Source organism: Bradyrhizobium manausense (genome assembly GCF_001440035.1).
Lineage (GTDB): Bacteria > Pseudomonadota > Alphaproteobacteria > Rhizobiales > Xanthobacteraceae > Bradyrhizobium > Bradyrhizobium manausense.
Window position 1 is genome coordinate 1 of the sequence record NZ_LJYG01000054.1, and the last position, 26,364, is coordinate 26,364.

General features: G+C 64.0%; 27 protein-coding genes and 1 pseudogene. 12 read left to right on the forward strand and 16 right to left on the reverse strand.

The window, feature by feature from the left end; all coding sequences use genetic code 11:
- Positions 1-21 precede the first annotated feature (21 nt).
- Positions 22-1,179 (reverse strand): IS481 family transposase, encoded by a 1,158-nt coding sequence (locus AOQ71_RS14215; RefSeq protein WP_083513846.1) that lies wholly within the window; start codon positions 1,177-1,179, stop codon positions 22-24.
- A gap of 129 nt (positions 1,180-1,308) precedes the next feature.
- A pseudogene (locus AOQ71_RS14220) lies at positions 1,309-1,559 on the reverse strand (cytochrome b); the annotation flags it as partial.
- A 167-nt stretch (positions 1,560-1,726) separates the two neighbouring features.
- Between AOQ71_RS14220 and murI the strand changes: the two are divergent.
- The 5 genes from murI to AOQ71_RS14245 all read left to right on the forward strand — a co-directional run bounded on the left by murI (position 1,727) and on the right by AOQ71_RS14245 (position 6,344).
- Positions 1,727-2,524, forward strand: a complete 798-nt coding sequence (gene murI / locus AOQ71_RS14225; protein ID WP_057747313.1) for a glutamate racemase — start codon at positions 1,727-1,729, stop codon at positions 2,522-2,524.
- A gap of 62 nt (positions 2,525-2,586) precedes the next feature.
- Positions 2,587-3,360 (forward strand): HpcH/HpaI aldolase family protein, encoded by a 774-nt coding sequence (locus AOQ71_RS14230; RefSeq protein ID WP_057747314.1) that lies wholly within the window; start codon positions 2,587-2,589, stop codon positions 3,358-3,360.
- A 163-nt stretch (positions 3,361-3,523) separates the two neighbouring features.
- Entirely contained in the window at positions 3,524-4,291 is a 768-nt protein-coding gene (locus AOQ71_RS14235; protein ID WP_057747315.1) for a hypothetical protein, read from the forward strand.
- A 279-nt stretch (positions 4,292-4,570) separates the two neighbouring features.
- Positions 4,571-5,188 carry a 30S ribosomal protein S4 gene (rpsD, locus tag AOQ71_RS14240; protein ID WP_057747316.1) on the forward strand — a complete coding sequence of 206 codons (618 nt, stop codon included), beginning with the start codon at positions 4,571-4,573 and terminating at the stop codon, positions 5,186-5,188.
- Positions 5,189-5,276: 88 nt separating this feature from the next.
- A complete protein-coding gene (locus AOQ71_RS14245; RefSeq protein WP_057747317.1) occupies positions 5,277-6,344 on the forward strand; it encodes a threonine aldolase family protein in 1,068 nt (355 codons plus the stop codon).
- A 200-nt stretch (positions 6,345-6,544) separates the two neighbouring features.
- Here the strand turns inward: AOQ71_RS14245 and AOQ71_RS14250 are convergent, their stop codons facing one another.
- From AOQ71_RS14250 to grxD, 3 genes are read right to left on the reverse strand one after another with little or no spacing between them, the layout of a single operon-like run.
- Positions 6,545-7,828, reverse strand: a complete 1,284-nt coding sequence (locus AOQ71_RS14250) for a serine hydrolase domain-containing protein (protein ID WP_057747318.1) — start codon at positions 7,826-7,828, stop codon at positions 6,545-6,547.
- Positions 7,829-7,873: 45 nt separating this feature from the next.
- A complete protein-coding gene (locus AOQ71_RS14255) occupies positions 7,874-8,425 on the reverse strand; it encodes an O-acetyl-ADP-ribose deacetylase (RefSeq protein ID WP_057747319.1) in 552 nt (183 codons plus the stop codon).
- 3 nt (positions 8,426-8,428) lie between these two features.
- Entirely contained in the window at positions 8,429-8,755 is a 327-nt protein-coding gene (grxD, locus tag AOQ71_RS14260; RefSeq protein ID WP_018647423.1) for a Grx4 family monothiol glutaredoxin, read from the reverse strand.
- Between the two features lie 240 nt (positions 8,756-8,995).
- Between grxD and egtB the strand changes: the two genes are divergently transcribed.
- Positions 8,996-10,294, forward strand: coding sequence for an ergothioneine biosynthesis protein EgtB (egtB, locus tag AOQ71_RS14265; RefSeq protein WP_057747320.1), 1,299 nt, complete (start codon positions 8,996-8,998; stop codon positions 10,292-10,294).
- A 50-nt stretch (positions 10,295-10,344) separates the two neighbouring features.
- Positions 10,345-11,316, forward strand: a complete 972-nt coding sequence (gene egtD, locus AOQ71_RS14270) for an L-histidine N(alpha)-methyltransferase (RefSeq protein ID WP_057747321.1) — start codon at positions 10,345-10,347, stop codon at positions 11,314-11,316.
- 12 nt (positions 11,317-11,328) lie between these two features.
- On the opposite strand, the gene AOQ71_RS14275 is transcribed toward egtD, so the two are convergent.
- A complete protein-coding gene (locus AOQ71_RS14275; protein WP_057747322.1) occupies positions 11,329-12,522 on the reverse strand; it encodes a low temperature requirement protein A in 1,194 nt (397 codons plus the stop codon).
- A 39-nt stretch (positions 12,523-12,561) separates the two neighbouring features.
- Positions 12,562-12,798: a BolA/IbaG family iron-sulfur metabolism protein gene (locus AOQ71_RS14280; protein WP_057747323.1), complete on the reverse strand. Its 237-nt coding sequence runs from the start codon at positions 12,796-12,798 to the stop codon at positions 12,562-12,564.
- 226 nt (positions 12,799-13,024) lie between these two features.
- On the opposite strand from AOQ71_RS14280, the gene AOQ71_RS14285 reads away from it, so the two are divergent.
- The gene (locus tag AOQ71_RS14285; protein WP_057747324.1) at positions 13,025-13,384 is read left to right on the forward strand and encodes a DUF427 domain-containing protein; all 360 of its coding nucleotides are present in this window, start codon (positions 13,025-13,027) and stop codon (positions 13,382-13,384) included.
- Positions 13,385-13,484: 100 nt separating this feature from the next.
- Here AOQ71_RS14285 and AOQ71_RS43170 read toward each other — a convergent pair whose 3' ends face one another.
- Positions 13,485-13,658, reverse strand: a complete 174-nt coding sequence (locus AOQ71_RS43170; protein WP_083514194.1) for a DUF1328 domain-containing protein — start codon at positions 13,656-13,658, stop codon at positions 13,485-13,487.
- A gap of 182 nt (positions 13,659-13,840) precedes the next feature.
- On the opposite strand from AOQ71_RS43170, the gene AOQ71_RS14290 reads away from it, so the two are divergent.
- A complete protein-coding gene (locus tag AOQ71_RS14290) occupies positions 13,841-15,031 on the forward strand; it encodes an acyltransferase family protein (protein ID WP_057747325.1) in 1,191 nt (396 codons plus the stop codon).
- Positions 15,032-15,143: 112 nt separating this feature from the next.
- Here the strand turns inward: AOQ71_RS14290 and purL are convergent, their stop codons facing one another.
- On the reverse strand, positions 15,144-17,354 hold the full coding sequence (gene purL, locus AOQ71_RS14295) for a phosphoribosylformylglycinamidine synthase subunit PurL (RefSeq protein ID WP_057747326.1): 2,211 nt from the start codon (positions 17,352-17,354) through the stop codon (positions 15,144-15,146).
- A 186-nt stretch (positions 17,355-17,540) separates the two neighbouring features.
- Here purL and AOQ71_RS14300 point away from each other — a divergent pair, with 186 nt between their 5' ends.
- Positions 17,541-18,014, forward strand: coding sequence for a PaaI family thioesterase (locus AOQ71_RS14300; RefSeq protein WP_057747327.1), 474 nt, complete (start codon positions 17,541-17,543; stop codon positions 18,012-18,014).
- Between the two features lie 39 nt (positions 18,015-18,053).
- Here the strand turns inward: AOQ71_RS14300 and AOQ71_RS14305 are convergent, their stop codons facing one another.
- Both AOQ71_RS14305 and purQ read right to left on the reverse strand, forming a co-directional pair.
- Positions 18,054-19,016: a tripartite tricarboxylate transporter substrate binding protein BugD gene (locus tag AOQ71_RS14305; protein ID WP_430648621.1), complete on the reverse strand. Its 963-nt coding sequence runs from the start codon at positions 19,014-19,016 to the stop codon at positions 18,054-18,056.
- Positions 19,017-19,024: 8 nt separating this feature from the next.
- Positions 19,025-19,726, reverse strand: coding sequence for a phosphoribosylformylglycinamidine synthase subunit PurQ (gene purQ / locus AOQ71_RS14310; protein WP_057747329.1), 702 nt, complete (start codon positions 19,724-19,726; stop codon positions 19,025-19,027).
- Between the two features lie 164 nt (positions 19,727-19,890).
- Here purQ and AOQ71_RS14315 point away from each other — a divergent pair, with 164 nt between their 5' ends.
- Positions 19,891-20,907 carry a magnesium and cobalt transport protein CorA gene (locus AOQ71_RS14315; protein WP_057747330.1) on the forward strand — a complete coding sequence of 339 codons (1,017 nt, stop codon included), beginning with the start codon at positions 19,891-19,893 and terminating at the stop codon, positions 20,905-20,907.
- Positions 20,908-21,058: 151 nt separating this feature from the next.
- Here the strand turns inward: AOQ71_RS14315 and purS are convergent, their stop codons facing one another.
- Entirely contained in the window at positions 21,059-21,298 is a 240-nt protein-coding gene (gene purS, locus AOQ71_RS14320; RefSeq protein ID WP_057747331.1) for a phosphoribosylformylglycinamidine synthase subunit PurS, read from the reverse strand.
- A 13-nt stretch (positions 21,299-21,311) separates the two neighbouring features.
- On the reverse strand, positions 21,312-22,079 hold the full coding sequence (purC, locus tag AOQ71_RS14325; protein ID WP_172782948.1) for a phosphoribosylaminoimidazolesuccinocarboxamide synthase: 768 nt from the start codon (positions 22,077-22,079) through the stop codon (positions 21,312-21,314).
- Positions 22,080-22,570: 491 nt separating this feature from the next.
- Between purC and purB the strand changes: the two genes are divergently transcribed.
- Complete coding sequence (gene purB, locus AOQ71_RS14330) at positions 22,571-24,010, forward strand: adenylosuccinate lyase (protein WP_057747332.1); 1,440 nt, start codon at positions 22,571-22,573, stop codon at positions 24,008-24,010.
- A 61-nt stretch (positions 24,011-24,071) separates the two neighbouring features.
- Here the strand turns inward: purB and cynS are convergent, their stop codons facing one another.
- From cynS to ntrB, 3 genes are read right to left on the reverse strand one after another with little or no spacing between them, the layout of a single operon-like run.
- Positions 24,072-24,560 (reverse strand): cyanase, encoded by a 489-nt coding sequence (cynS, locus tag AOQ71_RS14335; protein ID WP_057747333.1) that lies wholly within the window; start codon positions 24,558-24,560, stop codon positions 24,072-24,074.
- Positions 24,561-24,573: 13 nt separating this feature from the next.
- A complete protein-coding gene (locus tag AOQ71_RS14340) occupies positions 24,574-25,500 on the reverse strand; it encodes an ABC transporter ATP-binding protein (RefSeq protein WP_057747334.1) in 927 nt (308 codons plus the stop codon).
- 3 nt (positions 25,501-25,503) lie between these two features.
- Positions 25,504-26,343, reverse strand: a complete 840-nt coding sequence (gene ntrB, locus AOQ71_RS14345; RefSeq protein WP_057747335.1) for a nitrate ABC transporter permease — start codon at positions 26,341-26,343, stop codon at positions 25,504-25,506.
- Between the last annotated feature and the right edge of the window lie 21 nt (positions 26,344-26,364).

The following is a 26,364-nucleotide window of genomic DNA, read 5'->3' on the forward strand; positions in this document are numbered from 1 at the left end:
TGTTTAGCCCGGAGACATAGCTTACACCTGTTCGGAGACATGGTTGACACTTTTGGGGTTACGCAGATCGATCGTTTCGATCTGATGAGCGGCAAAGAATATTCCGAATTTTCCGTCGGCACTGAGCTGGCGAATGGCGAGCCTCTCACCACGGAAGGCTTGCGGGACTTTCCAGAGCCGTCCCTTGAAGCTGACATAGGCCTTGGTGGTGGAGACGGAACGGACGATCTCGCCGTCGTCGTACTCCACCGTTGGAAGGCGGTTCGGCATAGGGCGCTGGCTCGGTCGATAACGGCTCGCGGGCACATCGAAGCCCAATGCCTCGTGCGGCCGATCGAGATTGTAGACGTTGCGCCATTGGTCGAACGCCCGCTGGACATCGGCAAGGTCGCGGTAGCGCTTGAAGGCGAAGACCTCGGCCTTCAGGCTGCGGTGGAACCGTTCGTTCTTGCCTCGGCTCTGGGGATGATAGGGCCGGCTGTGGATCGTGCGGATGCCGAGCTTGAGAAGCCACACCGTCAGCGTGGTCCAGGGGTCTTCGAGGGTGAAGCCCCAGGGGCCGCCATTGTCGACGAACATCGCATCCGGCAGTCCGTAGCGGCGGAACGTCGTCTCGAGATGGCCTCGTACCGTCGAGCCTCGTTCGTTGTCACAGGCTGCCAGGCACAAGGCAAAGCGCGAGTGATCGTCCAGCGTCGTCAGTGGATGGCAGGACACGCCGTTCTCCAAGGCACTGTGTCCCTTGAAGTCCATTTGCCAAAGTTGATTGGGCTTATCCTTCTCGAAGCGCGTATACGGCTGTCCAGGCGTGCCCGCAGGCTCCTTCACCCGATCATAACGTCGCAAAATCTCGTGCACGGTCGATATCGCCGGAACGGCCTGCCGGTTGCGCTTGAGACGATGCGCGAGTTTGCGCGCTCCCCAGGCCGGGTGAGCATCGCGCAGTTCGACGATCTGTTGCTCGATCGCAGCAGCTGTACGCTCCGGACTGTGATGAGGTCGTCGCGATCGGTCCGCCAATGTCGTATCGCCTGCATCGTACCGCTGGATCCACTTGTAGCCCGTCGGAGCGCTGATGCCGAACTGCCGGCACAGCTGCCGCAGGTTCGCTCCCTCCTGCTTGGCAAGCACCACAAACTCCCGCCTTTGATCCATGACTGACACCTCTCGCCACGGCATCGTTCGCCCCCTTGTTTGACGAATCGAGCCGATTTTGACGTGTCAACCATGTCCCCGAACACCTGTCAGTCATGTCTCCGGGCTAAACAGCAGCGAAGCAATCCGGACTGCCGCCGCCGTGGCTGACGCGGCTGCGATCTTCTGCCAGCGCAAGGACTCGGCCGGCAGCGCCGCGTCGCGTTGACGACGCGCCAGGCCAATCGCAACACCGTGAGCAGCAGGATCACGTAGCCGATATCGGCGTGGATCGAGCGGTAGAAGAACTTGTCGGCGCGCGCCGGGATGTGATTCATCCACCAGCCGAAGCCGATCATGCCGATGATGGCCAGCGCCAGGCCCCAGTGAAACCACCGGGCAACATTCCCAGTGTTTCTGATCATGTCGGCTCCCGAAAACTTACGGATATCCCAATCGCAGCGCAGCACGGCGGATAGCGGGTCCAGGCGGCAGAGGTGAAATTGAATCGTTCCAAACTCGGCGCCGGCCGCCCCCGCCGCAAAACCGCCCCAAAAACCGAATGGTAACCATGGGGTCTTAAGGTAGCGACGTGACCAATTCCCCGACGATCCTGGTATTCGATTCCGGTCTTGGCGGCCTCACCGTGCTGCGTGAGGTCGTGGCGGCGCGCCCGGATGCGCATTATACCTACGTCGCCGACGACGCCTTTTTCCCCTATGGCCATCACAGCGAGGACGAGATCATCGCCCGCGTCGTGCCGCTGATGGGGGAGCTGATTGCCACGCACAAGCCCGACCTGGTGGTGATCGCATGCAACACCATGTCCGTTTCAGTCATGAGCCATTTGCGCGCCGCTTATCGCGTGCCGTTCGTCGGCACGGTGCCGGCGATCAAGCCGGCCTGCGCGCAGTCGAAGACCCGCCGCGTCTCCGTGCTCGGTACGAAAGCGACCGTCAAACGCGAGTACACCCAAGCGCTGATCCGGGATCACAGCCAAGGCTGCGAGGTGACGCTGGTCGGTTCGCCCGAACTCGCCACGCTCGCCGAGGCTGCGCTCAGCGGCACCACAGTCGACGACAGCGACATTTTCGCTGAGCTGAAACCTTGCTTCGTCGGAAACCCCGAGGATACGACTGCGCGCACCGACACGATCGTGCTGGCCTGCACTCATTATCCGCTGCTGCTGGACCGGATGGAGCGGCTGGCGCCCTGGCCGGTCCAATGGATTGATCCGGCGCCTGCGATCGCCCGCCGCGTTTCCGACCTTCTCGGCCCGTACGGCTGCGGCATCGCGCAGACGGGCGCTGAGATGATTTTCACCTCGAACCGCGCGCATGGCCTTTCCGCCACGCTGACACCGTTCTTCGGCGGGCGCGCGGTCGCCTGACTTTGCGCCCCGGCGGCGTGCTGCTAGGCTTCGCGCATCGTTACCCACGCGCAGGTATTCACATGTCGGTCCCCGCAAAGCCGCTCAATCGCGTTCGCCAGATGTGGAGCGAAGGCCGCCCCGCCTTCGGCGCGATCGCAACGATCCCAAGCGTGCAGATGGTGCAGATCATGGCGCGCTCGCTCGACTGGATCATCGTGGATCTCGAGCACGGCCCGATCGGCCTCACCGAAGCGCATGCCATGATCGCCGCGACAACGGGCACGCCGTGCACGCCGCTGGTGCGGATCGCCGCGAACGAGCCGTGGCTGGCCAAAGCACCGATGGATATCGGCGCCTTCGGTATCAATTTCCCGATGATCACCAATCGCGACGAGGCCGAGAAAGCGGTGCGCAGCGTGCGCTATCCGCCGCGCGGCGACCGGCTCTGGGGGCCGTTCCACGCGCCGTTCCGCTGGGGCCAGTCAATGCCTGACTACATGGCCTCAGCCGATGACGAGATGATCTGCATGATCACGATCGAGCATGTCGATGCCGTCAACCGCATCGACGAGATCATGGCGACACCAGGCATCGATGTCGCGGTGATCGGCCCCGGCGATCTTGCCACGTCCATCAACAAGCGTGGTCAGATGGACGATCCGGAATTGCTGGCGCTGATCGCGCGGGCCGAGGCCGGCATCCTCAACAGCGGCGTGCCGATCGGCGGCGTGGCGCGCACCGCCGACCAGGCCAACCGGCTCATTGACCGCGGCTACCGCGCCATCGCACTCGGCTTCGACTGGTCGCTGTTCCAGCGCGGCATCATGGCGGCGTTCGACGGGATCAGGCGCTGAACCGCCTGCCGCTTGCCGGAGCCCGGGGTAGCCCGAGCCAGACGGAACAATGCTCAAGAAATGCTCGTTCTCGCCTTCAGCCGTCGCGGCGTGCTAGAGCAGGCGGCGCGCGGGCCCCCCCCCGCCGCCCGTCCCATGTGAGTCCGCGGGAACCGAAGGAACGATGCGCGGTCAACCCAAGAACATTTCCCTGCCGCGTCGCCTGATCATCGACCTGATGCACGCCTCGAGGGGCGTGCCGTTCGTGTCGCTCTCCCGCGCGCTCAACATCCGCCCCCTGCAGGAGGCCCGCGCGGGCGCGAGGACGCCGGCCGGCTGGGCGGCCGTGTTCGTCAAGGCGTTCGCCCTGGTGGCAAGGGATGAGCCGGTGCTGCGCACCGTCTACGCCAAATGGCCCTGGCCGACGCTCTATGAGCTCCCCAATAGCGTGGCGTCGGTGGCGATCGCCCGGCTCGAGAATGGCGAGGAATGCGTCATGCCGCAGCGGATCGCGGCGCCAGAGGCGATGACGCTGGTCGCGATCGATACCGAGATCCGGCGCGCCAAGACGGCCCCGGTCGCTGATATCCCCATGTTCCGCAAGGTCATGCGGGTCACCAGGCTACCGCTGCCGCTGCGGCGCCTGTTCTGGGCGGTGGGCCTGAATTTCGGCCGGCAGCGCGGCAATTGGTTCGGCAGCTTCGCGGTCAGCTCGGTGGCCGCCTATGGCGGCGGCGAGCTTCATCCCATCACACCCGGCCCGTTCATCGTCAGCTACGGCCTTGTCGAGCCGGACCAGACCATCCATGTCGTAATCCGCTGGGACCACCGGGTGACGGACGCTGCCCCCATCGCCCGGGTCCTGACCCGGCTGGAACAGGTCCTGAACACTGAAATTGCTGCGGAATTGCGCGCGGCGGGCGCCAAGCCCATCCGGGCGGTTGGGACTTAAGGCCCGTCATTCCGGGGCGGTGCGTAGCACCGAACCCGGAATCTCGAGATTCCGGGTTCGATGCCTGCGCATCGTCCCGGAATGACGGCGTAGAGAATTGACAGAACGGCCCAAACTCCCCTAAAAGCCGCCTGCTCGCGGGCCGGTTTCGGCCCGCGAAGCGTTTCGCGACCCGTGGTCTGGTCCCTTAAGCTTTGGGGATCGGACCTGTCGGTGCCGGGATCATCCGGGCACACAGGAGGGCGCGTTTCCTCAAACCATGCAACCGAAGAGGACGCGATGACTAAGCGCAGTGAGGCGAAGTACAAGATCGATCGCCGTATGGGCCAGAACATCTGGGGCCGCCCGAAGAGCCCCGTGAACCGCCGCGAGTACGGCCCCGGCCAGCACGGCCAGCGCCGCAAGGGCAAGCTCTCGGACTTCGGCGTGCAGCTGCGCGCCAAGCAGAAGCTGAAGGGCTACTACGCCAACATCTCTGAGCGCCAGTTCCACGGCATCTATGTCGAGGCCAGCCGCCTCAAGGGCGACACCGGCGAGAACCTGATCGGCCTGCTGGAGCGTCGTCTCGACGCGGTCGTGTATCGCGCCAAGTTCGTCTCGACGATCTTCGCCGCGCGCCAGTTCATCAACCACGGCCACATCAAGGTGAACGGCCGCAAGGTCAACATCTCGAGCTACCAAGTCAAGGTCGGCGACGTCGTCGAGGTCAAGGAAGCCTCCAAGCAGCTCGCCCACGTTCTCGAAGCCAGCCAGCTCCCCGAGCGCGACACCCCCGACTATCTCGAAGTCGACCACGGCAAGATGACCGCAAAGTACGTGCGCATCCCCGCCCTCTCCGACGTGCCGTTCCCGGTGCAGATGGAGCCCCATCTGGTCGTCGAATTCTATTCGCGCTAAGATTTGAATGTCGAAAGGCCCCGGTTCGCCGGGGCCTTTTTGCTTAAGAGCCACATTTCAGTGGCCGCATCGCTTGAGGAGCCGTCGCATGCTCTACACCCCTCCCCCCGTCGATCCCAAGGCGCCCCCGGTGCGCATCAATCTGCTCTCGGATACGCAAACCAGGCCGACGGCTGCGATGCGCGAGGCGATGGCGCGGGCCGAAGTCGGCGACGAGCAGGTCGGCGACGATCCGACCGTGAATGCGCTGTGCGAGCGCGTCGCCGCGCTGATGGGTAAGGAAGCGGCGGTCTACCTGCCGTCAGGGACGATGTGCAACGTCACCGCGACGCTGGTGCATTGCCGCCCCGGCGACGAGATCCTGGCGCATGAGACCGCGCACATCATCGCCCGCGAAGGCGGCGCGCATGCCGCGATCGGCGGCTTCCAGGTCACGCAGCTCAAGGGCCCCGACGGCCAGTTCACGCCGGAGACGCTCCGCAAGGCCCTGCATCCGCGCACGCGCTACCAGCCGACGCAGCGGGTCGTCAGCGTCGAGCAGACCGCCAATATCGGCGGCGGCACGATCTGGAAGAAGGCCGCGCTCGACGAGATCGTCGCGATCGCCAAACAGCACGGCCTTGTGACGCATATGGACGGCGCGCGCCTGCTGAACGCGACAGTGGCAAGCAGCATCTCGCCGCGCGACATGACCGCGGGCTGGGATTCGGCCTGGATCGATTTCTCCAAGGGCCTCGGCGCACCGATCGGCGGCGTGCTCGCCGGCACCCGCGAATTCATCGACGCGGTCTGGCAGTGGAAGCAGCGCCTTGGCGGCTCGATGCGGCAGGCCGGAATCTGCGCGGCCGCCTGTATCTACGCGCTCGACCATCACGTCGAGCGCCTCGCCGACGACCACGCCAATGCGCGTGCGCTCGCGCGCGGCCTGTCGCAGATCGCCGGCATCGAGGTGCAGGAGCCCGAGACCAACCTCGTGTTCTTCAAGCCCGACGGCGCCGGCATCCCCGGCGACAAGATGGTCGCGGCCCTCAGGCAGCGCGGCGTGACGCTCGCGATGATGGACGGCCGCATCCGCGCCTGCACCCATCTCGACGTCGATGCGGCGATGATCGAGGAAGCCATCGGCTACGTGCGCGAGATCGTGCGCGCGGCGTGAGGCCTGGTTGGCCCCGTAGCCCCGTAGCCCGGATGGAGCGCAGCGAAATCCGGGACAGTGTTGCAGCGGCGAGAGTTCCCGGATTGCGCTGCGCTCTATCCGGGCTACGGCAGCGGCGAAACGATCGCCACCCCATCGCCCGATAGATTAGTGGTCTTCAGAGAGCGAGCGCCGCGAGGAGCGCGCGGCGCGCGCGCATGTCAATTCTCCATGGCCTCATAGACCAAAAGCTTCAATGTCCGTTGGATGCGCTGGCGCTCGGTCGGGGTCTGCTCCAGCAGCACAAAGAACATGTCCTGCTTGCGATCGACCACCAGATAGCAACCGCTGGCGCCGTCCCACTTCAACTCGCCGAGATCGCCGGGCGGCGGCGGCTTGGCATTACCGGGATCGGTGCGCACGGCAAACCCAAGTCCCATGCCAAAACCGTCACCGGGGAAATAGAAGTAGTCCCGCTCAACGCCGGAGTCCTTGCCGGCATGGTCCGATGCCATCAGCTCGAACGTCTTCGGGCTGAGATAGGTCTTGCCCTCGAACGTTCCTCCATCGACCAGCATCTGCGCAAAGCGCGAAAAGTCCGCCATGGTCGAGACCATGCCGCCGCTGGCGGATTCCCATTTCTGGCGAACCTCAGTCCTGTACTCGCGGCCGACCCGGAAATTGCTGTCGTTCGGCAGCGGCTGGGCGAGCCGTTTCAGCCTCTCCGGTTCGGTGACGAAGAAGCCTGTATCGGTCATGCCGAGCGGATCGAGCAGCTTTTCCTTCTCGAGTTCGAACAATGTCTTTCCGGACACGATCTCCATGATCCGCGCCAGAATGTCGGTGGAATGGCCGTACTGCCAGAGCGCGCCGGGTTGATTGTGCAGCGGCAGCTTGGCGATCCGCTCGGCAAACTCGGCGAGATCGAATTCGCCCGCGTAGATGTTGGCGTCGCGATAGGCCTTGCGAACCAGACTGTCGCCGTAGAAGCCGTAGGTGATCCCGGAGGTATGGCGCATCAGGTCGAGAATGGTAATGGGCCGGACCAGTGGCACCAGGTCGAGCGTCTTGGTGCCGTCTTCGGCCTTCTTCTCCTCACCGACCTTCACATTTGCAAAGGAGGGAATGTATTTCGAGACGGGATCGTCGAGCTTGATCTTTCCGTCCTGGATCAATTGCATCGCCACAACGGAGGTGATCACCTTGGTCAGCGACGACAGGCGGAAGATGGTCTTGTCGGTGATCGGCGCCTTGCTGACCACGTCCTGCACGCCGAAGGCTTCGTGATAGACGGGCTTGCCGTGCTGCTGGATCAGCACGGTCGCGCCGGCGATCTTGCCGGTCGCGACCTCGTTCTTGAAGAACTCGCTGACCTTGGCGAGCTTGTCCTGATTGAAATGTGCGCCGGCCGGAATCTCGTAGGTGCCCTCCGCGCGCGCCGACATCGTCCCAAACGAGACAAGCGCACCGCAGGCCAATGAAAATCGTACAAAACGTGAAATCATATCCCCTCCCCGGAACATGGCTGGCGGAGTGTACCGACCGCGTCGTCAGGCACAAGGGCTGCCGTGCCGGGCCAGGACGTCCGCATGCAGGGCGGCGCTTGCCTCCGAGAAGCAGCAAAATATGACGTGGCCGACTGAGGGGGCGGCCGGCAGGGCTTCAATGGTTGTTCCGATCGCAATCTTCGCGGCCCGGTCGGCAGGAAAGCGGTAAATGCCGGTCGAAATCGCGGGGAAGGCCGCCGACGACAGCTCGTGCTGGCCGCACAGTTCCATTGAGCGGCGATAGCAGGAGGCGAGCAGATCGTCCTCGCCCAGCGTACCGCCGTTCCAGACCGGTCCCACGGTGTGAATCACGTGCGCGGCCTTGAGCCGGTAGCCTTTGGTGATCTTCGCATCGCCCGTCTTGCAACCGTGGAGCATGCGGCATTCGGCCACCAGCTCCGGGCCGGCCGCGCGGTGAATCGCACCATCGACGCCGCCCCCACCAAGAAGAGACGAGTTGGCGGCGTTGACGATGGCGTCAACGCCGAGGGTCGTAATGTCGGCGACGATGATTTCGAGCTGGACGCCGCCGATCCGACGCGTCAGCACTGTCACGGATCAGGCCGCGACGACGACGCCCTTCTCGGAGAAGAGCTGCTGCAATTCGCCGGCCTGGAACATCTCGCGCACGATATCGCAGCCGCCGATGAACTCGCCCTTCACATAGAGCTGCGGGATCGTCGGCCAGTTCGAATATTCCTTGATGCCGTTACGCAGCTCGGCGGATTCGAGCACGTTGAGGCCCTTATAACCGACGCCGATGTGGTCGAGGATCTGCACGACCTGGCCGGAGAAACCGCACTGCGGAAATTGCGGCGTCCCCTTCATGAACAGAACCACGTCGTTCGACTTCACTTCGTTGTCGATGAATTCCGCGATGCTCATATCCGTGTCCTTCTGGGGCAGAGCCCTCATTTATCAATCCGGGGCGGCTCAGCCGAGTTAACCCGATACCTGCCTATATATGTAGCCCAAACCGTTGTGCATCCAAAGTAAAATGGCAAAGAGCAGTCCCTGGACATCAGGCCAGGGCGGCCCCGGCGCCATTGCATGATGACACGAATATTATCGCCGGGGAGGACTTTCATACCGTAACGGAGCCCCTATCTAGGACGAACCTTGGTTTTGGAACCTGGGTTCGCCAACAACGTTCTCTTGTCCTGTCTGGAGAAAAACGTGACGAAACAAGCCTCCGCTACGGCCGATCAGCCGCTTTCGTCACCCCCGGCCACCCCTGATGGCCTCGCGCAGGCGCTGGAGAGCGCGTTTCTGGCCGTTCGTGCCGAGACTGAGTGGCGCGCCGCTCCGCTCTCACCCGAGGACCAGCAGATCCAATCCATGCCGGACGCGAGCCCGGCGAAATGGCATCGGGCCCATACCACCTGGTTCTGGGAGCAGTTTCTGCTCGGCGAGCACGCGCCCGGGTACCGCCCCTTCCATCCCGACTTCGCCTTCCTGTTCAATTCCTATTACGTCAGCGCCGGCCCGCGCCACGCCCGCAATCATCGCGGCGACATCACGCGGCCCAGCGCCACCGAGGTCGGTGCCTATCGCAGCTATGTCGATGCCGCGATCGTCCAATTCTTCCGCAAGGCCGGCGAGGACAAGCTCCGCAAGATCGCGCCCCTGGTCGAAGTCGGGCTGAACCATGAGCAGCAACATCAGGAGTTGATGTACACCGACATCCTGCACGCCTTCGCGCAGAACCCGGTCTATCCGGCTTACGACAAGGACTGGCGGTTTCCGGCCGGGACGCGCGCTGGCGAGGACTGGCTGACGCTCACCGAAGGCATCCACACCGTCGGCCATGTCGACGACAGCTTTCATTTCGACAACGAGAAGCCGGCGCATCGCGCGCTGGTCGGCCCGGTCAAGATCGCCCGCAATCTCGTCACCAACCGCGAATGGCTCGCCTTCATGCGCGACGGCGGCTACCGGCGTGCGACGCTGTGGCTGATGGACGGCTTCGCCGCGGCCAGCAAGGAAGACTGGCAGGCTCCGGGCCATTGGCGCGAGGCCGATGGCGGATGGCAGGTGATGACGCTCGCCGGCCTCAAGCCGGTCGATCCCGACGCGCCGGTCTGCCACGTCAGCTATTACGAGGCCGATGCGTTTGCGCGCTGGGCCGGAAAACATCTGCCGACCGAGATGGAATGGGAGGTCGCGGCGCGCGCGGGTCAGCTCAACGATGCCTTCGGCATCGTCTGGCAATGGACGCGGTCCTCGTATTCGCCCTACCCCGGCTACCGCGCCGTCGAAGGCGCGCTCGGTGAGTACAACGGCAAGTTCATGGTCAACCAGCTGGTCCTGCGCGGCTCCTCGCTGGCGACACCTGACGGTCACAGCCGCGTCACATACCGCAACTTCTTCTATCCGCACCACCGCTGGCAATTCACGGGGTTGCGGCTCGCCGACTACGACTAGTTCTCATCCGACGACGAATACGCGCCGGACAGCGCGTTCAGGAGAGTATCATGAATGTGCACGCCAGCGCTTTGGCCGAAGCCCATCTCCCCGACGAGCAGACGACCGCCTTCGCCCGCGAGGCGATCGAGCAGCTCTCGCAGCAGCCGAAGAAACTGTCGCCGAAATATTTCTATGACGCGACCGGATCGGAGCTGTTCGAGGCGATCACGCGTCTGCCGGAATATTATCCGACGCGCACCGAGCTATCGATCCTGAAGGAGCGCGGCAGCGAGATCGCGAAGATCATCCCCGAGAATGCCGCCCTGGTCGAGTTCGGCGCAGGCTCCACCACAAAAGTCCGCCTGCTGCTGAACCAGGCCAAATTCGCCGCCTATGTTCCGGTCGACATCTCCGGCGATTTCCTGCAGGCGCAGGCCAATGGCCTGAAGCGCGACTTTCCCTCGCTCGGCATCTATCCGGTGGCCGCCGACTTCACCACGCCGTTCGAGCTGCCGAAGGCGGTCGCATCAATGCCGAAGGTCGGCTTCTTCCCGGGCTCGACCATCGGCAATTTCGAGCCGCATGAAGCCCAGGCGTTCCTGAGGAGCGCCCGCCAGATTCTTGGCCAGGGCGCGCAGATGATCATCGGCGCCGACCTGGAGAAAGAGGAGCGCCTGCTTCACGCCGCCTATAATGATGCGGCCGGCATCACCGCGCGGTTCAATCTCAACGTGCTGGTGCGAATCAATCGCGAGCTCGGCGGCAATTTCGACCTCTCGGCGTTCACCCATGGCGCGATCTACAATCACGACCGGCACCGCATCGAGATGCATCTGATCAGCAAGAAGAGCCAGACCGTGCGCCTGCTCGGCACCAGCTTCTCGTTCCGGCCCGGCGAGAGCATTCACACCGAGAACAGCTACAAATACAGCCTGGAGCGGTTCGCCGCGCTGGCGCGAGGCGCCGGCTGGCGCGTGCGCGAGAGCTGGACCGATGCGGCGAAGATGTTCTCGGTGCACGCCCTGGAGGTCGCGGAGTAAAGCTGCGGCGCCTCAACGCTCCTCGGCCTCTTCCACCTTCGCCCCGAGCGACACCGATTCCCACACCGCGACCACGATCATGATCACGCTGGTCGCGACCGACAGCCAGAGCGGCGACAGGTCCGCCGCGAACCACCACAGCGCCAGCAGCAGGATGATGCCGACGCCGTGGGAGAGCTGGAGGAAGCCGCGGATCGAGTGCTTGAACAGAATGGTGCCGACCAGAAACACCAGGGGACCGCCGATCGTGCTGACGATGGTGCGGACATCGGGATGCCCGGTGGGGTGCTTCAGCACCAGCTCGTCCGAGACCGCGGTGAGGATGATGCCGGCGACGATCGGCATGTGCAGATAGGTGTAGGCAAGCCGCGCCACCCGGCCGGATTCGGCCGCTTTCGAGATCACCTCGGAGCCGGCTTCGGCGCCCTTGTGGAAATAGATCCACCACATCGCGATGCTCCCGACCAGGCACGTGACGAAAGCCAGGATGTTGTCCGCGCTCCAAGTCAGCTCGGCGAAGGTCGCGCCATTGACGACGACGGCCTCGCCGAGTGCGATGATGATGAAGCCGGCACAGCGCTCGGCCATGTGGCCGCCCTCGACGGCCCAGGCCTCGACCGACGAGAAGCCGAGCTTGGGGACCCAGAAGCGGACCGCGGGCGAGACGTATTCGATTCCGAGCGCCACGATCCAGAACCACAGCCTCTCCTCGCCATGGGCAAGACCGCCCAGGATCCAGAACACCGCAGAGCCGCAGAGCCAGACCAGAATGCGGATCGCATTGTGCCGCACGGCGGTACGATGGCGAGGAGTCGCAAACAGCCAGAACGCGGTACGTCCAACCTGCATGGCCGCATAGGCGATGGCAAACCACAGGCCGCGGCCATCGAAGGCGGTCGGGATCGTGGTCGACAGCACGAGGCCGCCCAGCATCATCAGGAAGATCACGATGCGGACCGGCGTCAGGTCGGGGTTGAGCCAGTTGGTGACCCAGGCCGTGTAGACCCACACCCACCACGCCGCCAGGAACAGCAGCGTGACCTCGACCGCGCCAAGCGGCGTGAAGTGGTTCAGCAGCGTGTGCGAAACCTGCGTGACGGCGAAGACAAAAACCAGGTCGAAGAACAGCTCGGCATTGGTGACACGGCTCGGCTGGTTCGGCACGATGACGCGAAACATCGCGCCGCGCGGATTGTCCGCAGCCATCAGCGTCCCCGTCGCGCGATCAGGTCAGGTGCAGTCTATTCAAGCACTTGGTACGCCGGTTTGCAGCGCCAGCGCATGCAGCACGCCGCCCATCTGGCCCTGCAGGGACCGATAGACGATCTGGTGCTGCTGGACGCGGGACTTGCCGCGGAAGGATTCCGAGATCACGGTCGCGGCATAGTGGTCGCCATCACCGGCGAGGTCACGGATGGTCACCTCGGCATCGGGGATCGCTGCCTTGATCATCGCCTCGATATCGTGGGCGTCCATGGGCATTCGGGTCTTGCTCCTTATGTCGGCTTACAGCGTGACGGCTTGCAGCCTTCGCGTCGAAACATTTTTGCCGGGGTCCGGATCCGCAAAGCCGAACTTGCCGGCAGGACCAAACTTAGCGTGAACGGCCTTCTACGTCACGCTTTCCGGCACTATATCCCTGATCCCATCAGGATAAAGGCACGACAAAGTGCCGCGCGCGGCAGATTGATCGAAAAGGCGTGAAATCATGAAGCTTCCAGGCCCCGACCACCCCATCACCATCACCCAAAATCCCCGCCGCGTCCGCGTGACGGCGGGCGACATCGTGATCGCCGAGAGCACCAAGGCACTGACGCTGAAGGAGGCCAGATATCCGGCAGTGCAATATCTGCCGCGCGAAGACGCCAACATGGCGCTGCTGGAGCGCTCCGAGCGCACCACCCACTGCCCTTACAAGGGGGACGCCAGCTATTACAGCATCAAGGCCGACGGCAAGACGCTCGACAACGCCATCTGGACCTACGAGACGCCCTTCCCCGCGATGGCGGAGATTACGGGCCATCTCGCTTTCTATCCGGACAAGGTGAAGATCGAGGAAGTGGGGTAGCGGTTTGGTGGCGTCATTCCGGGGCGCGTCATAGACGCGAGCCCGGAATCTAGAGATTCCGGGTTCGATGCTTCGCATCGCCCCGGAATGACTCCTGTAGCTACGCCCTGAACACCGTAAGCCCGAGTATCAGCAGCACCAGGAAGATCACGACGAAGACGTAGAACAGGAAGCGGGCGATGTCGGCGGAGGCGGCAGAGATGCCGGTGAAGCCGAGCACACCGGCTACGATCGAGATCAGCAGGAATATCAGGGCCCATTTCAGGATCGTCATCGCCAGCTCCGCAAGATTGGTGACCGCAATCGGCGGCCGCTCACCGTTTCGGGAACGCTAACTGCGTTGCGCGGAACTGGTTCCTAAGGCACGATGGAAGAATGTCGCGGCGCAAACTGCGCTTGCTGAATCGGGGTCCCGGCGCTAGGTCCGGCCGGGACGGAAACGCGACTGGGGCTGCCATGATGACCATGTCAACTTCTGCGACGATCGGCGCGGAAACGTATGCCGAGCCGAAGGCCAAGACGCGGAATTTATCGCTCGATCGCGCTCGCACCTTTCTGACGCTGGTGGTGCTGCTGCACCATGCCGTTATCCCCTACACCTATTTCGGTCATACCGACCCGAAGTTCTTCTTCGGCTTCGACATGATCGTGCTGGCGACCGACAGCTTCTTCATGGCGATGTTCTTCTTCCTGTCGGGCCTGTTCGCCTGGTCGGGAATCGCTCGCAAGGGGCCGGCGAGTTATCTGGCCGACCGTATTCGCCGGCTCGGCATCCCGTTCGTGATCTGCGCGTTCACGGTCATTCCGATCGCCTACTACGCCATCTCTCTGCGGAATGATCCCGAGATCGGCTTTTCACAGTTCTGGTGGACGACGATCACGAAGGGCCCGTGGCCATCAGGGCCGATCTGGTTTCTCTGGGTCTTGTTCGCCTTCGATCTGATCGCATGCCTGCTGTACAGTCTGCGGCCCAACCTGCTCGACCCGATCAACCGCCTGTCGGTGCGCGGACGGCGGCGACCCGCGGAATTCTTCGCGGTCATGCTGGTCGTGAGCGCCGCGTTCTACGTCCCCGGGCTGATGTATTTCGGACCCAGCAGCTGGTTCGAGTTCGGGCCGTTTTCGGTCCAGCACGGGCGCGTGATGCTCTATGCGACCTATTTCTTTTTCGGCGCCGGCATCGGCGCTGCCAATATGGATCGCGGGCTGCTCTCGGCTGAGGGCCGGATGGCGAAAGTGAGCTGGGAATGGCTGGTGCTGGCCATCGTTCCGTATTGCCTGCTGTGGACGCTGATCTTCATCAAGCGAGAGATCCTCGGCAATCCGTCACCGCTGCCGAACTGGTATGAAGGACTTTACGCGGCCAACGTCACCGTCTTCAGCGTGGCCATCATGTTTCTGATCCTGGCCTTCTTCCAGCGGTTCAAGCAATCCGGTTCGGCCAGACTGCTCGATCCGATGCAGCGGGACGCCTTTGGCATGTTTTTGGTGCACTACCCGATCGCGCTTTGGCTGCAATACTGGCTGTTCGACTATGACCTGCCAGCGATCGTCAAGGCGATGGTGGGATTCGTGCTGACAGTCGCGTTCAGTTGGGCGCTGACGCGCGCCTTGCGCCAAATCCCCGGGGCATCGAAGGTGCTGTGACCTTGTAGCCCGGATGGAGCGCAGCGCAATCCGGGTCTTGCCACAAACGACGATGGTCCCGGATTACGCTGCGCTCCATCCGGGCTACGGGTCCGAGGCTAGGATGGCGGTCTCAGGCCGCCTTCCCGCCCATATACTCCGGCAGCCAGCGCTCGAACGAGGCGCGCAGCGCATCGATCGTGACAGGCGTCTCTCCCGAGATCGCGATCGCATCGCCGCCGGTGGTGCCGATACGCACGCAAGGCACCTCGCAGCCGCGCATCTTGGCGAGCACGCGGCCGGCTTCGGTTTCCGGCACGGTGACGAGATAGCGCGCCTGGTCCTCGCCGAACCAATAGGCCTGCGAAACCAGCGAGGTCGGCGCTGCCAGCAGCTTTGCGCCGATGCCGCCCGCCATCGCCATTTCGGCCAGCGCAATCAGGAGCCCACCGTCGGAGAGGTCGTGCACCGCGGTCGCGGTGCCCGCATGGATCATGCCGCGCACGCAGTCGCCGTTGCGCTTCTCGGCAGCAAGGTCGACCGGCGGCGGCGCGCCCTCCTCGCGACCGCAGATGTCGCGCAAATAAACGGATTGGCCGAGCCAACCATGGGTTTCGCCAACCAGCAGGATCGCCTCGCCCTCGGCCTTGAACGCCAGCGAGGCCGATTTGGTGAAATCGTCGAGCAGGCCGACGCCGCCGATCGAGGGCGTCGGCAGGATCGCGCGGCCATTGGTCTCGTTGTAGAGCGAGACGTTGCCCGAGACGACCGGGAAGTCGAGCGTGCGGCAGGCTTCCGAGATGCCCTTCAGGCAGCCGACGAACTGCCCCATGATCTCGGGCCGCTCAGGATTGCCGAAGTTGAGATTGTCGGTGATCGCGAGCGGCTTGCCGCCGACCGCGGTGATGTTGCGCCAGGCTTCCGCCACCGCCTGCTTGCCGCCTTCGAACGGGTCGGCCTCGCAATAGCGCGGCGTGACGTCGACGGTCAGCGCCAGCCCCTTCGGCCCGTCCTGCACGCGCACGACGGCGGCATCGCCGCCGGGACGCTGCATGGTGTTGCCGAGAATGACGTGGTCATACTGCTCCCAGACCCAGCGCTTGCTGCACATGTCCGGTGTGCCGATCAGCTTCTCCAGGGCGGCACCAAGCGCCATCGGCGCCGGCACCTCGCGCGCATGCACGACCGGCAGCGCCGCGGACGGCACATGCGGCCGGTCATAGACCGGCGCCTCGTCGCCGAGTTCCTTGATCGGCAGATCGGCCATGACGTCGCCGCCATGCTTGACCACGAAGCGCTTGCTCGGCGTGGTGTAGCCGACCACGGCGAAGTCGAGGCCCCACTTCCTGAAGATGGCCTCGGCTTCCTTTTCCTTCTCGGGCTTGAGCACCATGAGCATGCGCTCCTGGCTTTCCGAGAGCATCATCTCGTAGGCGCTCATGCCGGTCTCGCGGGTCGGCACCACGTCGAGATCGAGATCGACGCCGAGGTCGCCCTTGGCGCCCATTTCCACTGCCGAGCAGGTCAGGCCCGCGGCGCCCATGTCCTGGATTGCGATGACGCAGCCCTTCTCCATGATCTCGAGGCAGGCTTCCAGCAGCAGCTTCTCGGCGAAGGGATCGCCGACCTGCACGGTCGGGCGCTTCTCCTCGGACTTGTCGTCGAACTCGGCCGAGGCCATCGAGGCGCCGTGGATGCCGTCGCGGCCGGTCTTGGAGCCGAGATAGACGATCGGCATGTTCACGCCGGAGGCCGCCGCATAGAAGATCTTGTCGGCGTCGGCGAGGCCCACGGCCATGGCGTTGACGAGGATGTTGCCGTCATAGCGGGTGTGGAAGCGGACCTGGCCGCCGACGGTCGGCACGCCGAAGGAATTGCCGTAGCCGCCGACACCGGCGACCACGCCGGAGACGAGATGCCGGGTCCTGGCGTGCTCGGGCGCACCGAAGCTCAGCGCGTTGAGGCAGGCGATCGGGCGCGCGCCCATGGTGAAGACGTCGCGCAGGATGCCGCCGACGCCGGTGGTCGCGCCTTGATAGGGCTCGATATAGCTCGGGTGGTTGTGGCTCTCCATCTTGAAGACCACGGCCTGGCCGTCGCCGATGTCGATCACGCCGGCATTCTCGCCGGGGCCCTGGATCACCCACGGCGCCTTGGTCGGCAGGCCGCGCAGATGGATGCGCGAGGATTTGTACGAGCAGTGCTCGTTCCACATCGCCGAGAAGATGCCGAGCTCGGTGAAGGTCGGCTCCCGCCCGATCAGCTTCAGGATGCGCTCATACTCGTCGGGCTTGAGCCCGTGGGCGGCAACCAGTTCGGGGGTGATCTTGGGTTCGTTCTTCATGGCTTCAGGAGCTTTCGGCGGCGGTTTGGCCGTTCTTAGGAAGATCGGACGGCTTCGAAAAGCCCTTTATGGCGCATTTTCCCGCTGTCCCACGTTTTGGAGGGCGGGCGTCGCGGGAACAACAATTGCACGGCGTGGACGGATCGGATTTAAGGGCTAAAGACCCGCAATTGAAGGCCCATTTCCTTGCACGAATTGACCAAAACGCCCCCGCCCCACCGTCCCGACCTCCATGTCGCGACCGAGGGCGAATTCGCGGGCTGGCAGACCTGGATCCGCGACAGCTTTGAGAATCATATCGGCCCCTTCTGGCACCGCTTTGAGGCGGACGGCCGGGTCCGCTGCGCCTTCCGGGTCGAGAAAAAGCACCTCAACGGCTCCCAGAACGTCCATGGCGGCTGCTTCATGGCGTTCGCCGATTACTGCCTGTTCGCGATCGGCCGCCACGCGCTCCAGGGCAAGGGCGTGACCGTCAATTTCGCCTGCGAATTCCTCGATGCCGGCCATGAGGGCGAGCTGATCGAGTGCACCGGCGAGGTCACCCGTGCCGGCGGCTCGCTGATCTTTCTGCGCGGGGAGATGATATCAGGGGAACGCCGCCTGTTCACCTTCTCCGGCACGATCAAGCGGGTGAAGCGGAAGCCGGCAGCGCCGAGGTGACCGTGCCGGCGGCAACGGCAACTGCGCTCGCGCGAACTGCTATTGCTTGGCGTCGTCCGCCAGCATCTTGCGGTACTTCTCGACGTCGCGCGTCACGAGCCTCTGAAGCATCCCGGGGGTGTGCTCGTCGGAGTCAGGTGCGACGGTCGAGAGGTCCGCAAAGCGCTTCTTCACCGCCTCGGTTTCCACCGCGGTGCGCGCCGCCGCATTCAACCTGGCGATGATATCAGGCGGCGTGCCCTTGGGCGCGAACAGGCCGTTCCAGCCCTGCGCCTCGAATTCGGGCAGGCCCGCTTCAGCTGACGTCGGCAGATCGGACAGCGTGGCAAGCCGCACCGTCGAGCCGACCACGAGCCCCTTCACCAGCTTCTCGTTGATCGACTGCGACACCGAGGCGGCCGCATCGCAGACCCCGTCGATCTGGCTGCCGATCGCGTCCGTCAGCGCGGGCGAAGCGCCGCGATAGCCGACCAGCGTCGCGTCGATCCCCGCCGCCGTGACAAGACTCTTGCAGATAAGGTAGTTCGACGAACCGACCCCGGCATGGCCGAGATTGATCTTGCCCGGATTGGCCTTGGCGTAGGCGATGAACTCCTTCAAATCCTTCGCAGGGAAATCCTTGCGCAGTGCGATGATGCCGAAGGTCTTGGCCACCATCGCGATCGGCGCGAACGATTCGGGCGTGAACGGCAGCTTGGGATAGATCGTGTAGGTCGCAGCATTCGTGCCGGCATTGCCGATGGCAATGGTGTAGCCGTCAGGCTCGGCGCGGGAGGCGCGCGCCAGCGCAGTCGAGCCACCGGCGCCCGCGACATTCTCGATCACGATGGACTGGCCGAGCGCCACGCTCATCTGCTCGGCGACGGTGCGCGCGATCACGTCCGACGTGCCGCCGGCCGCGAACGGCACGATCATCGTGATCGGACGCTTCGGAAAATCCTGCGCGAATGCCGCAGGCGTGAGCGCGAGCGCCGCAATCGCGGCGAGCGCACGCTTCACCATCACAGCAATCACGCGGCCTTTTCCAGATGCGCCGTGAGGCCTGCAAACAGCCCGCGGCCGTCGGTGCAGCCCATGATGTCTTCGACGTGGTTTTCCGGATGCGGCATCATGCCGAGCACGTTGCCCTTGTCGTTGAGAAGGCCGGCAATGGAATGCGCCGCACCGTTGATGTTGTTGGCCTCGTCGACCACGCCATCAGCCGAGCAGTAACGATAGAGCACCCGCCCCTCGCCCTCGATGCGCTTGATGGTCTCTTCATCCGCCTCGTAATTGCCCTCGCCATGGGCGACCGGCACGCGGATGACCTGGCCGGCATTGTAGCCACGCGTAAACGGCGTGTCGGAACGCTCGACGCGCAGATGCACGTCCTTGCAGATGAATTTCAGCCGCGCATTGCGCATCAGCACGCCCGGCAGCAGGCCGGACTCGCAGAGGATCTGGAAGCCGTTGCAGACGCCGAGCACGAGGCCGCCCTTGGCCGCATAGTCGCGCACCGCATCCATCACCGGCGCCCGCGCCGCGATCGCGCCACAGCGCAAGTAATCGCCGTAGGAGAAGCCGCCTGGCACGACGACGAGGTCGGTGCCCGCAGGCAGCGAGGTCTCGGCATGCCACACCATCGCCGGCTCATGGCCCGAGATCAGCCTCAACGCTCGCGCCATGTCGCGCTCGCGGTTGATGCCGGGGAAGACGAGGATGGCGGCTTTCATGCTTCGGGTTCCGACGATGGCTGGAATCGGTGGCCTGGCGGCCAATTCGTCAGGAGACATAGCCATTTGACCGGAATTTTACCAGTGCTAGCCTTGCGCAATGGCCTTGTACACAGGCCATAGCCAGGGCGGGTGAGCCCAACGATTTGCCCGGGATCGATGCCATGAATGTCCCGTCACGGCCCACCTCTGCTGCCCAACCGGTGCCCACCGAGGGCGTCGTCGCTGCCGGCGCCTATGTCGACGGCAGGCGCGTCGCCAATATCGCCATCAGCGAGGCCTCGAGCTGGCGGGCCAAGCCCGGCCACGTGGTCTGGATCGGATTGCACGAGCCCGACATGGCGCTGCTTGCCGCCGTGCAGAAGCAGTTCGACCTGCACGAACTCGCCATCGAAGACGCCAACCACGCCCATCAGCGACCGAAGATCGAGCAATATGGCGAGGCCCTATTCATCGTCGCGCGCACAGCGCAACTGATCGAGGGCCGGATCGCCTTCGGCGAGACCCACATCTTCGTCGGCGAAGGCTATCTGGTCTCGGTGCGTCATGGCCCTTCGACGTCCTACACACCGGTGCGCGAGCGCTGCGAAAGCTGTCCGCGGGCGCTCGCCCGCGGCGAGGACTACATCCTCTATGCGATCCTCGATTTCATCGTCGACAATTACTCGCCCGTGCTCGAGAGCATTCACGACGAGGTCGAGGGCATCGAGGACGACGTGCTCTCCAAGCCGATCACCAAGGCGCAGATCGAGCGCCTGTACATGCTCCGCCGCGACCTCTTGCGGCTTCGCAACGCGATCGGGCCTTTGGTCGAAGTCTGCCGCCGGCTGGAGCATGACGAGCTGTCGATGGTGCGGCAGGCCATGCAACCGCTGTTCCGCGACGTCACCGACCACGTCCGCAACATCCAGGAGCGCATCGATTCCATGCGCGAGGTGCTGGCCTTCGCGTTCGAGGCGAGCCTTTTGGTCGGCCAGGCGCAGGAGACGGCGGTGTCGAAGAAGCTCGCCTCATGGCTTGCGATCCTCGCCGTCCCCACTGCCGTCGCCGGCATCTACGGGATGAACTTCAAATACATCCCCGAGCTGCAATGGGAGTACAGCTACTTCGTCGTCATGGGGCTGATGGCGCTCGCCTGCGCCGGCCTGTACTGGCGCTTCCGCCGCGTCGGCTGGCTGTGAGGCGAGCAGCTTGGTAGCCCGGTAGCCCGGATGGAGCCAACGGGTCGGCGCGAAGCGCCGCCCGATGACAGGCTCCGCGCAATCCGGGGGCTCCGTCGCCGATAGCCCCGGATTTCGCTTCGCTGCATCCGGGCTACGGGTGCAGCATCACTCAGACGATCTCGACGCGGTAGTTCTCGATCACGGTATTCGCCAGCAGCTTGTCGGCGGCGTCCTTCAGCGCTGCTTGGGCCTTGGCCTTGTCGGCGCCGGCGAGCTCGATGTCGAACACCTTGCCCTGGCGGACGCTGGCGACGCCGTCGATGCCGAGCGACTTCAGCGCGCCTTCGATGGCCTTGCCCTGCGGATCGAGGATGCCCGTCTTCAGGGTAACGGTAACACGTGCCTTCACGTCGATATTCCTCTTAGCTCTTCACCAGCACGGGACCCGTGCCCTGCGGACGTTCGTTCTCCATGAGAATGCCGAGGCGCTTTGCCACTTCCGTGTAAGCCTCGAGCAGGCCGCCGAGATCCCTGCGGAAACGGTCCTTGTCGAGCTTCTCGTTCGACTTGATGTCCCACAGGCGGCAGCTGTCCGGCGAGATCTCGTCGGCGACGATGATGCGCATCATCTCGTTCTCGAACAGGCGCCCGCACTCCATCTTGAAGTCGACGAGGCGGATGCCGATGCCGAGGAAAAGGCCGGTGAGGAAATCGTTGACGCGAATGGCGAGCGCCATGATGTCGTCGATCTCCTGGGGCGTGGCCCAGCCGAACGCGGTGATGTGCTCTTCCGACACCATGGGGTCGTTGAGCTGGTCGTTCTTGTAGTAGAACTCGATGATCGAACGGGGCAGCTGGGTGCCCTCCTCGATGCCGAGGCGCTGCGACAGCGAGCCGGCGGCGACGTTCCGCACCACCACTTCCAGCGGCACGATCTCGACCTCGCGAATCAACTGCTCGCGCATGTTGAGGCGGCGGATGAAGTGGGTCGGCACCCCGATGTCGTTGAGGTGCTGAAACAGGTACTCCGAGATCCGGTTGTTGAGGACACCCTTGCCCTCGATCACCTGATGCTTTTTGGCATTGAACGCGGTGGCGTCGTCCTTGAAGTGCTGGATCAGGGTACCGGGCTCGGGACCTTCGTAAAGAACCTTTGCCTTGCCTTCATAAATGCGACGCCGACGGCTCATTGGGATGTACCGTGTTTTGTTGAAATCCATGTATTTGGTGTGCTCCGGTTACCAGGTTACGACCCACAGCGGAGCTGCCGTGAACGGCTGGGAACCCATCTATAACCCAAGGAAAACCCGAGGAAACAGAACGGGAACCAAGCCTTCAGGCAACCTATCCGATTGGCTGTCTCAGCACAATCGATCCGGCCCATCCGACGCTGACTTATACCGCCTTGCCTGCGGCTTTACGGCTCGTTGTTTCGCCGATCCTGCCCTTTATCTAGGCATGCGCAGGGCCCCTCGCAACGAGGGCCGCCTCGAATCGCTGGCTGGGTGACGGCCACGGTCCGGGCGGCGAAATTGGCCATGATCTTGCGCAGGACGTCCCGTCGGGATGAGCGATCTGGTCGCGGTCGCGGCGGCCGAAGTGAAGGCCGGCAAGTAAGCTTAACAGCGAGCGGCGGGCTGCTGGTCCTCCCGGGCTTGCAGCCGGCCCCCGGCGGTGCCAAATGGGCGGCATGTCTCAGGATCACATCTCCAACGTCCTCGCCCAACGCTACGCCTCGCCTGCCATGCGCGCCATCTGGAGCGGCGAAGGCAAGGTCCGCCTCGAACGCGACTACTGGATCGCCGTGCTGAAAGGCCAGCGCGACCTTGGTATCCCGGTGCCAGATGGCGTGATCGAGGCTTATGAGCGCGTCAAGGACCAGGTCGACCTCGACTCCATCATGCGGCGCGAGCGCATCACCCGCCACGACGTCAAGGCCCGGATCGAGGAGTTCTGCGATCTCGCCGGTCACGAGCACCTGCACAAGGGCATGACCAGCCGCGACCTCACCGAGAACGTCGAGCAGCTCCAGGTCTATCGCGGGCTCCAGCTGATCGAGACCAAGAGCATCGCCGCCCTCATTCGCTTTGCCAAGCACGCCAAGCAATTCCGCGACATGCCGTTCACGGCGCGCACGCACAACGTCGCCGCACAGGTCACCACGCTCGGCAAGCGCATCGCCATGTTCGGCGAGGAAATGCTGGTGGCGCATCGGAGCCTCGTCAGCGTGCTCGACAGCTATCCCGCGCGCGGCCTGAAGGGCGCCGTCGGCACCAGGCTCGACCAGATCACTTTGTTCAACGGCGACGCCGGCAAGGCGCGCGCGCTCGAGCAGCGCATTCTCGTCCATCTCGGCCTGCCCAGGAGTTTTGACGCAGTCGGCCAGGTCTATCCGCGCAGCCTCGACTTCCGCGCCGTCAGCGTGTTGACCGAGCTTGCCAGCGGTCCCGGCAATTTCGCCAAGACGCTGCGCCTGATGGCGGGCCATGAGCTCGCCAGCGAAGGCTTTGCCAAGGGCCAGGTCGGCTCGTCCGCGATGCCGCACAAGATGAACAGCCGCTCCTGCGAGCGCATCAACGGCCTGCATGTGGTGCTGAAGGGCTATCTCGCGATGGCCGCAGGGCTCGCCGGCGACCAGTGGAACGAAGGCGACGTCTCCTGCTCGGTGGTCCGCCGCGTCATGCTGCCGGATGCGTTCCTGGCCATGGACGGCCTGCTCGAGACCCTGCTCTCGGTGCTCGACCAGATGGAAATTTTCGACGCCGTCGTCGCCACCGAGCTCAACCGCTATCTGCCCTTCCTCCTCACCACCACCGTGATGATGGAAGCGGTGAAGAAGGGCGCGGGCCGCGAAGGCGCGCATGAGGCGATCAAGGAGCACGCGGTCGCGGCCATCAGAGACCTGCGCACCGGCAAGGTCGTGCAGAACGATCTGCTCAAGCGTCTCGCCGCCGACCAGCGCCTCGGCCTCAGCGAAGCCGAGCTCGCCCGCGTGCTCGAGCACGGCCGCGCCAATTCCGGCGACGCCGGCGCCCAGGTCGATTATTTCGCCGAGCAGGTCGACGCGCTGGCCAAGGCGAAACCTGAAGCCGCCAAGTACACGCCGGGTGCGATTCTCTAGCGAATGGTGAGTAGCGAGTAGCGAATGGTTGGAGTCCACTCGCAATTCGCCACTCGCCCCCTCAACCCTCCTTGAACCCGTACTCCGGCACGTTGCCGCTGGCGCCGTAATATTTGTACGGCAGGAACTTGCCTGACATCGTGATCTTGACGCGATCGCCCTTCGGGTTGGCGACGCGCTCGATGCCCATGTCGAAATCGATCGCCGACATGATGCCATCGCCGAACTCTTCCTCGATCAACGCCTTCCAGGCCGGACCATTCACCATCACCATCTCGTAGAAGCGGTAGATCAAGGGATCGGTCGGCGGCATCGGCGTGCCGGTGCCGCGCATCGGCACCTCGTTGAGCATCGCGATCTCGGCCTTCGACAGGCCGAACAGCTCGCCGGCGTTCGCGGCCTGCGGCTTGGTCAATTTCATCTGGCCCATGATCGCGCCGACGATCAGCACCTCGGAATAGCCGCCGATCTTCTCGCAGATGTGCTTCCAGCTCCAGCCCTTCTCGCGCTTGATGTCGAGCAGTTTTTCGGTGAGGTCTTCGCGTTTCATGTCGGTCTCCTTGTTAGGCGCTCAATCCGGGATTGGTCCCGGGTGTCCGGATCTGTCGTTGCTGCTCTTCACTGCCCGAGGCGATCGTCAGTCCGGGCTTGCCGATGTGCACGGTCGGCACGTTGCGCGGATCGTGATCAGGCTGCTCGGCCACAAAGGTCTTACTGCGCGTCACCAGGAAATCGATGATGTGGTTGCGCAGCGCGTAATAGAGCGGATGGCGGTGCAGGTCGGTGCGGGCGCGATCCCTCGGCAACGGGTTCTCGACGACCTCTGCCAGCATTGCACCCGGGCCATTGGTCATCAGGAAAATCTTGTCGGCGAGATAGATCGCCTCGTCGACGTCGTGGGTGATCATGAATGCGGTCTGCCCGGTCTGAAGGCAAATCCGCCGCACCTCGTCCTGGAGCGTGCCGCGCGTCAGCGCATCGAGCGCCGAGAACGGCTCGTCCATCAGCATCATCTTCGGCGTGATCGACAGCGCTCGCGCGATGCCGACGCGCTGCTTCATGCCGCCGGAGAGTTCGGACGGTCGCTTGTGTTCCGAACCCGTCAGGCCGACGAGATCGATAAAGGTCTGGGTATGCGTCTTGACCTTGGCGCGGTCCCAGCTCCGCCATTTCGAGCTCACGGCATAGGCGACGTTGCCGAGCACGGTCCGCCACGGCAGCAGCGCGTGGCTCTGGAAGATCACGGCGCGGTCGAGGCTGGTGCCCGATATCGCCTGCCCATCGACGATGACGGCACCTTCGCTCGGCGCATCCAGGCCGGCGAGGATGTTGAGCACCGTGGTCTTGCCGCAGCCGGAATGGCCGATCACGCAAGCGAACTCGCCGCGCGCCATCGACAGCCAGAGATTTTCGAAGATCGTCGTCGTGGCACCGCCCGAGCCTGGATAGCGCTTCGCGATTCCTTCGATGGAGATGAATTTGTCGGTCACGGCCTACTCCGGAAACGTAACCATGCGCGTGAAGCGCGCGAGGATCTGATCGAGCAGCATGCCGACGATTCCGATCAAGAGGATCGCGATGATCACGTTGGTGATCGAGAGATTGTTCCACTCGTTCCAGACGAAGTAACCGATGCCGGTGCCGCCGACGAGCATCTCGGCGGCGACAATGACGAGCCAGGCAATGCCGATCGAGATGCGCATGCCGGTCAGGATGGTCGGCGCCGCCGCCGGCAGGATCACCGTGAAGGCCCGCCTGATGGTGCCGACCTCCAGCGTGCGCGCCACGTTGATCCATTCCTTGCGCACGCTCGCGACACCGAAGACGGTGTTGAGCAGCATCGGCCAGATCGAGCAGATGAAGATGACGAAGATCGCGGAGATCGAGGAATCCTTGATGGTGTAGAGCGCAAGCGGCATCCAGGCGAGCGGCGAGATCGGCTTCAGCACCTGGATGAACGGGTCGAGTGCCCGGCTCAGCAGTGGCGACATGCCGATCAGGAATCCGAGCGGAATGGCGACGAGCACCGCCATCAGGTAGCCGGTACCGACGCGCGCGATGGAATAGGCGAGTTGGATGCCGAGCCCCTTGTCGTTCGGCCCGTTGTCGTAAAACGGCCGCTTGAGGTGCTCCCACAGCTTGGCGCCGACGTCGAGCGGGCCGGGCATCGCCGACTTTCCTTGTGTCGCCGTCAGGCCCATCAGCTTGGCGTATTCAGGGCTCATGGTTGCAACGGATGCCGTCGATCGTGTGGCGAGGTACCAGATGCCGAGGAACGCAGCCAGCAGCGCGATCGAGACGAGGCCGGCGCGGAGGCGGAGGGAGGATGTCATCGTGCAAGCCCTCTCCCCACG

Coding starts and splice junctions, on each gene's coding strand:
- grxD (WP_018647423.1), bottom strand. CDS start 8,755: ATGAGCATCGCGGAATTCATCGACAACGAAGTGAAGTCGAACGACGTG.
- AOQ71_RS14245 (WP_057747317.1), top strand. CDS start 5,277: ATGCTCTACACCCCTCCCCCCGTCGATCCCAAGGCGCCCCCGGTGCGC.
- AOQ71_RS14305 (WP_430648621.1), bottom strand. CDS start 19,016: ATGGTGAAGCGTGCGCTCGCCGCGATTGCGGCGCTCGCGCTCACGCCT.
- AOQ71_RS14230 (WP_057747314.1), top strand. CDS start 2,587: ATGTCGGTCCCCGCAAAGCCGCTCAATCGCGTTCGCCAGATGTGGAGC.
- AOQ71_RS14280 (WP_057747323.1), bottom strand. CDS start 12,798: ATGCCCATGGACGCCCACGATATCGAGGCGATGATCAAGGCAGCGATC.
- AOQ71_RS43170 (WP_083514194.1), bottom strand. CDS start 13,658: ATGACGATCCTGAAATGGGCCCTGATATTCCTGCTGATCTCGATCGTA.
- purC (WP_172782948.1), bottom strand. CDS start 22,079: ATGAGCCGTCGGCGTCGCATTTATGAAGGCAAGGCAAAGGTTCTTTAC.
- AOQ71_RS14250 (WP_057747318.1), bottom strand. CDS start 7,828: ATGATTTCACGTTTTGTACGATTTTCATTGGCCTGCGGTGCGCTTGTC.
- rpsD (WP_057747316.1), top strand. CDS start 4,571: ATGACTAAGCGCAGTGAGGCGAAGTACAAGATCGATCGCCGTATGGGC.
- ntrB (WP_057747335.1), bottom strand. CDS start 26,343: ATGACATCCTCCCTCCGCCTCCGCGCCGGCCTCGTCTCGATCGCGCTG.
- AOQ71_RS14315 (WP_057747330.1), top strand. CDS start 19,891: ATGAATGTCCCGTCACGGCCCACCTCTGCTGCCCAACCGGTGCCCACC.
- AOQ71_RS14215 (WP_083513846.1), bottom strand. CDS start 1,179: ATGCCGTGGCGAGAGGTGTCAGTCATGGATCAAAGGCGGGAGTTTGTG.
- AOQ71_RS14275 (WP_057747322.1), bottom strand. CDS start 12,522: ATGGCTGCGGACAATCCGCGCGGCGCGATGTTTCGCGTCATCGTGCCG.
- egtD (WP_057747321.1), top strand. CDS start 10,345: ATGAATGTGCACGCCAGCGCTTTGGCCGAAGCCCATCTCCCCGACGAG.
- purQ (WP_057747329.1), bottom strand. CDS start 19,726: ATGAAAGCCGCCATCCTCGTCTTCCCCGGCATCAACCGCGAGCGCGAC.
- AOQ71_RS14235 (WP_057747315.1), top strand. CDS start 3,524: ATGCGCGGTCAACCCAAGAACATTTCCCTGCCGCGTCGCCTGATCATC.
- purL (WP_057747326.1), bottom strand. CDS start 17,354: ATGAAGAACGAACCCAAGATCACCCCCGAACTGGTTGCCGCCCACGGG.
- purB (WP_057747332.1), top strand. CDS start 22,571: ATGGGCGGCATGTCTCAGGATCACATCTCCAACGTCCTCGCCCAACGC.
- AOQ71_RS14290 (WP_057747325.1), top strand. CDS start 13,841: ATGATGACCATGTCAACTTCTGCGACGATCGGCGCGGAAACGTATGCC.
- AOQ71_RS14285 (WP_057747324.1), top strand. CDS start 13,025: ATGAAGCTTCCAGGCCCCGACCACCCCATCACCATCACCCAAAATCCC.
- cynS (WP_057747333.1), bottom strand. CDS start 24,560: ATGAAACGCGAAGACCTCACCGAAAAACTGCTCGACATCAAGCGCGAG.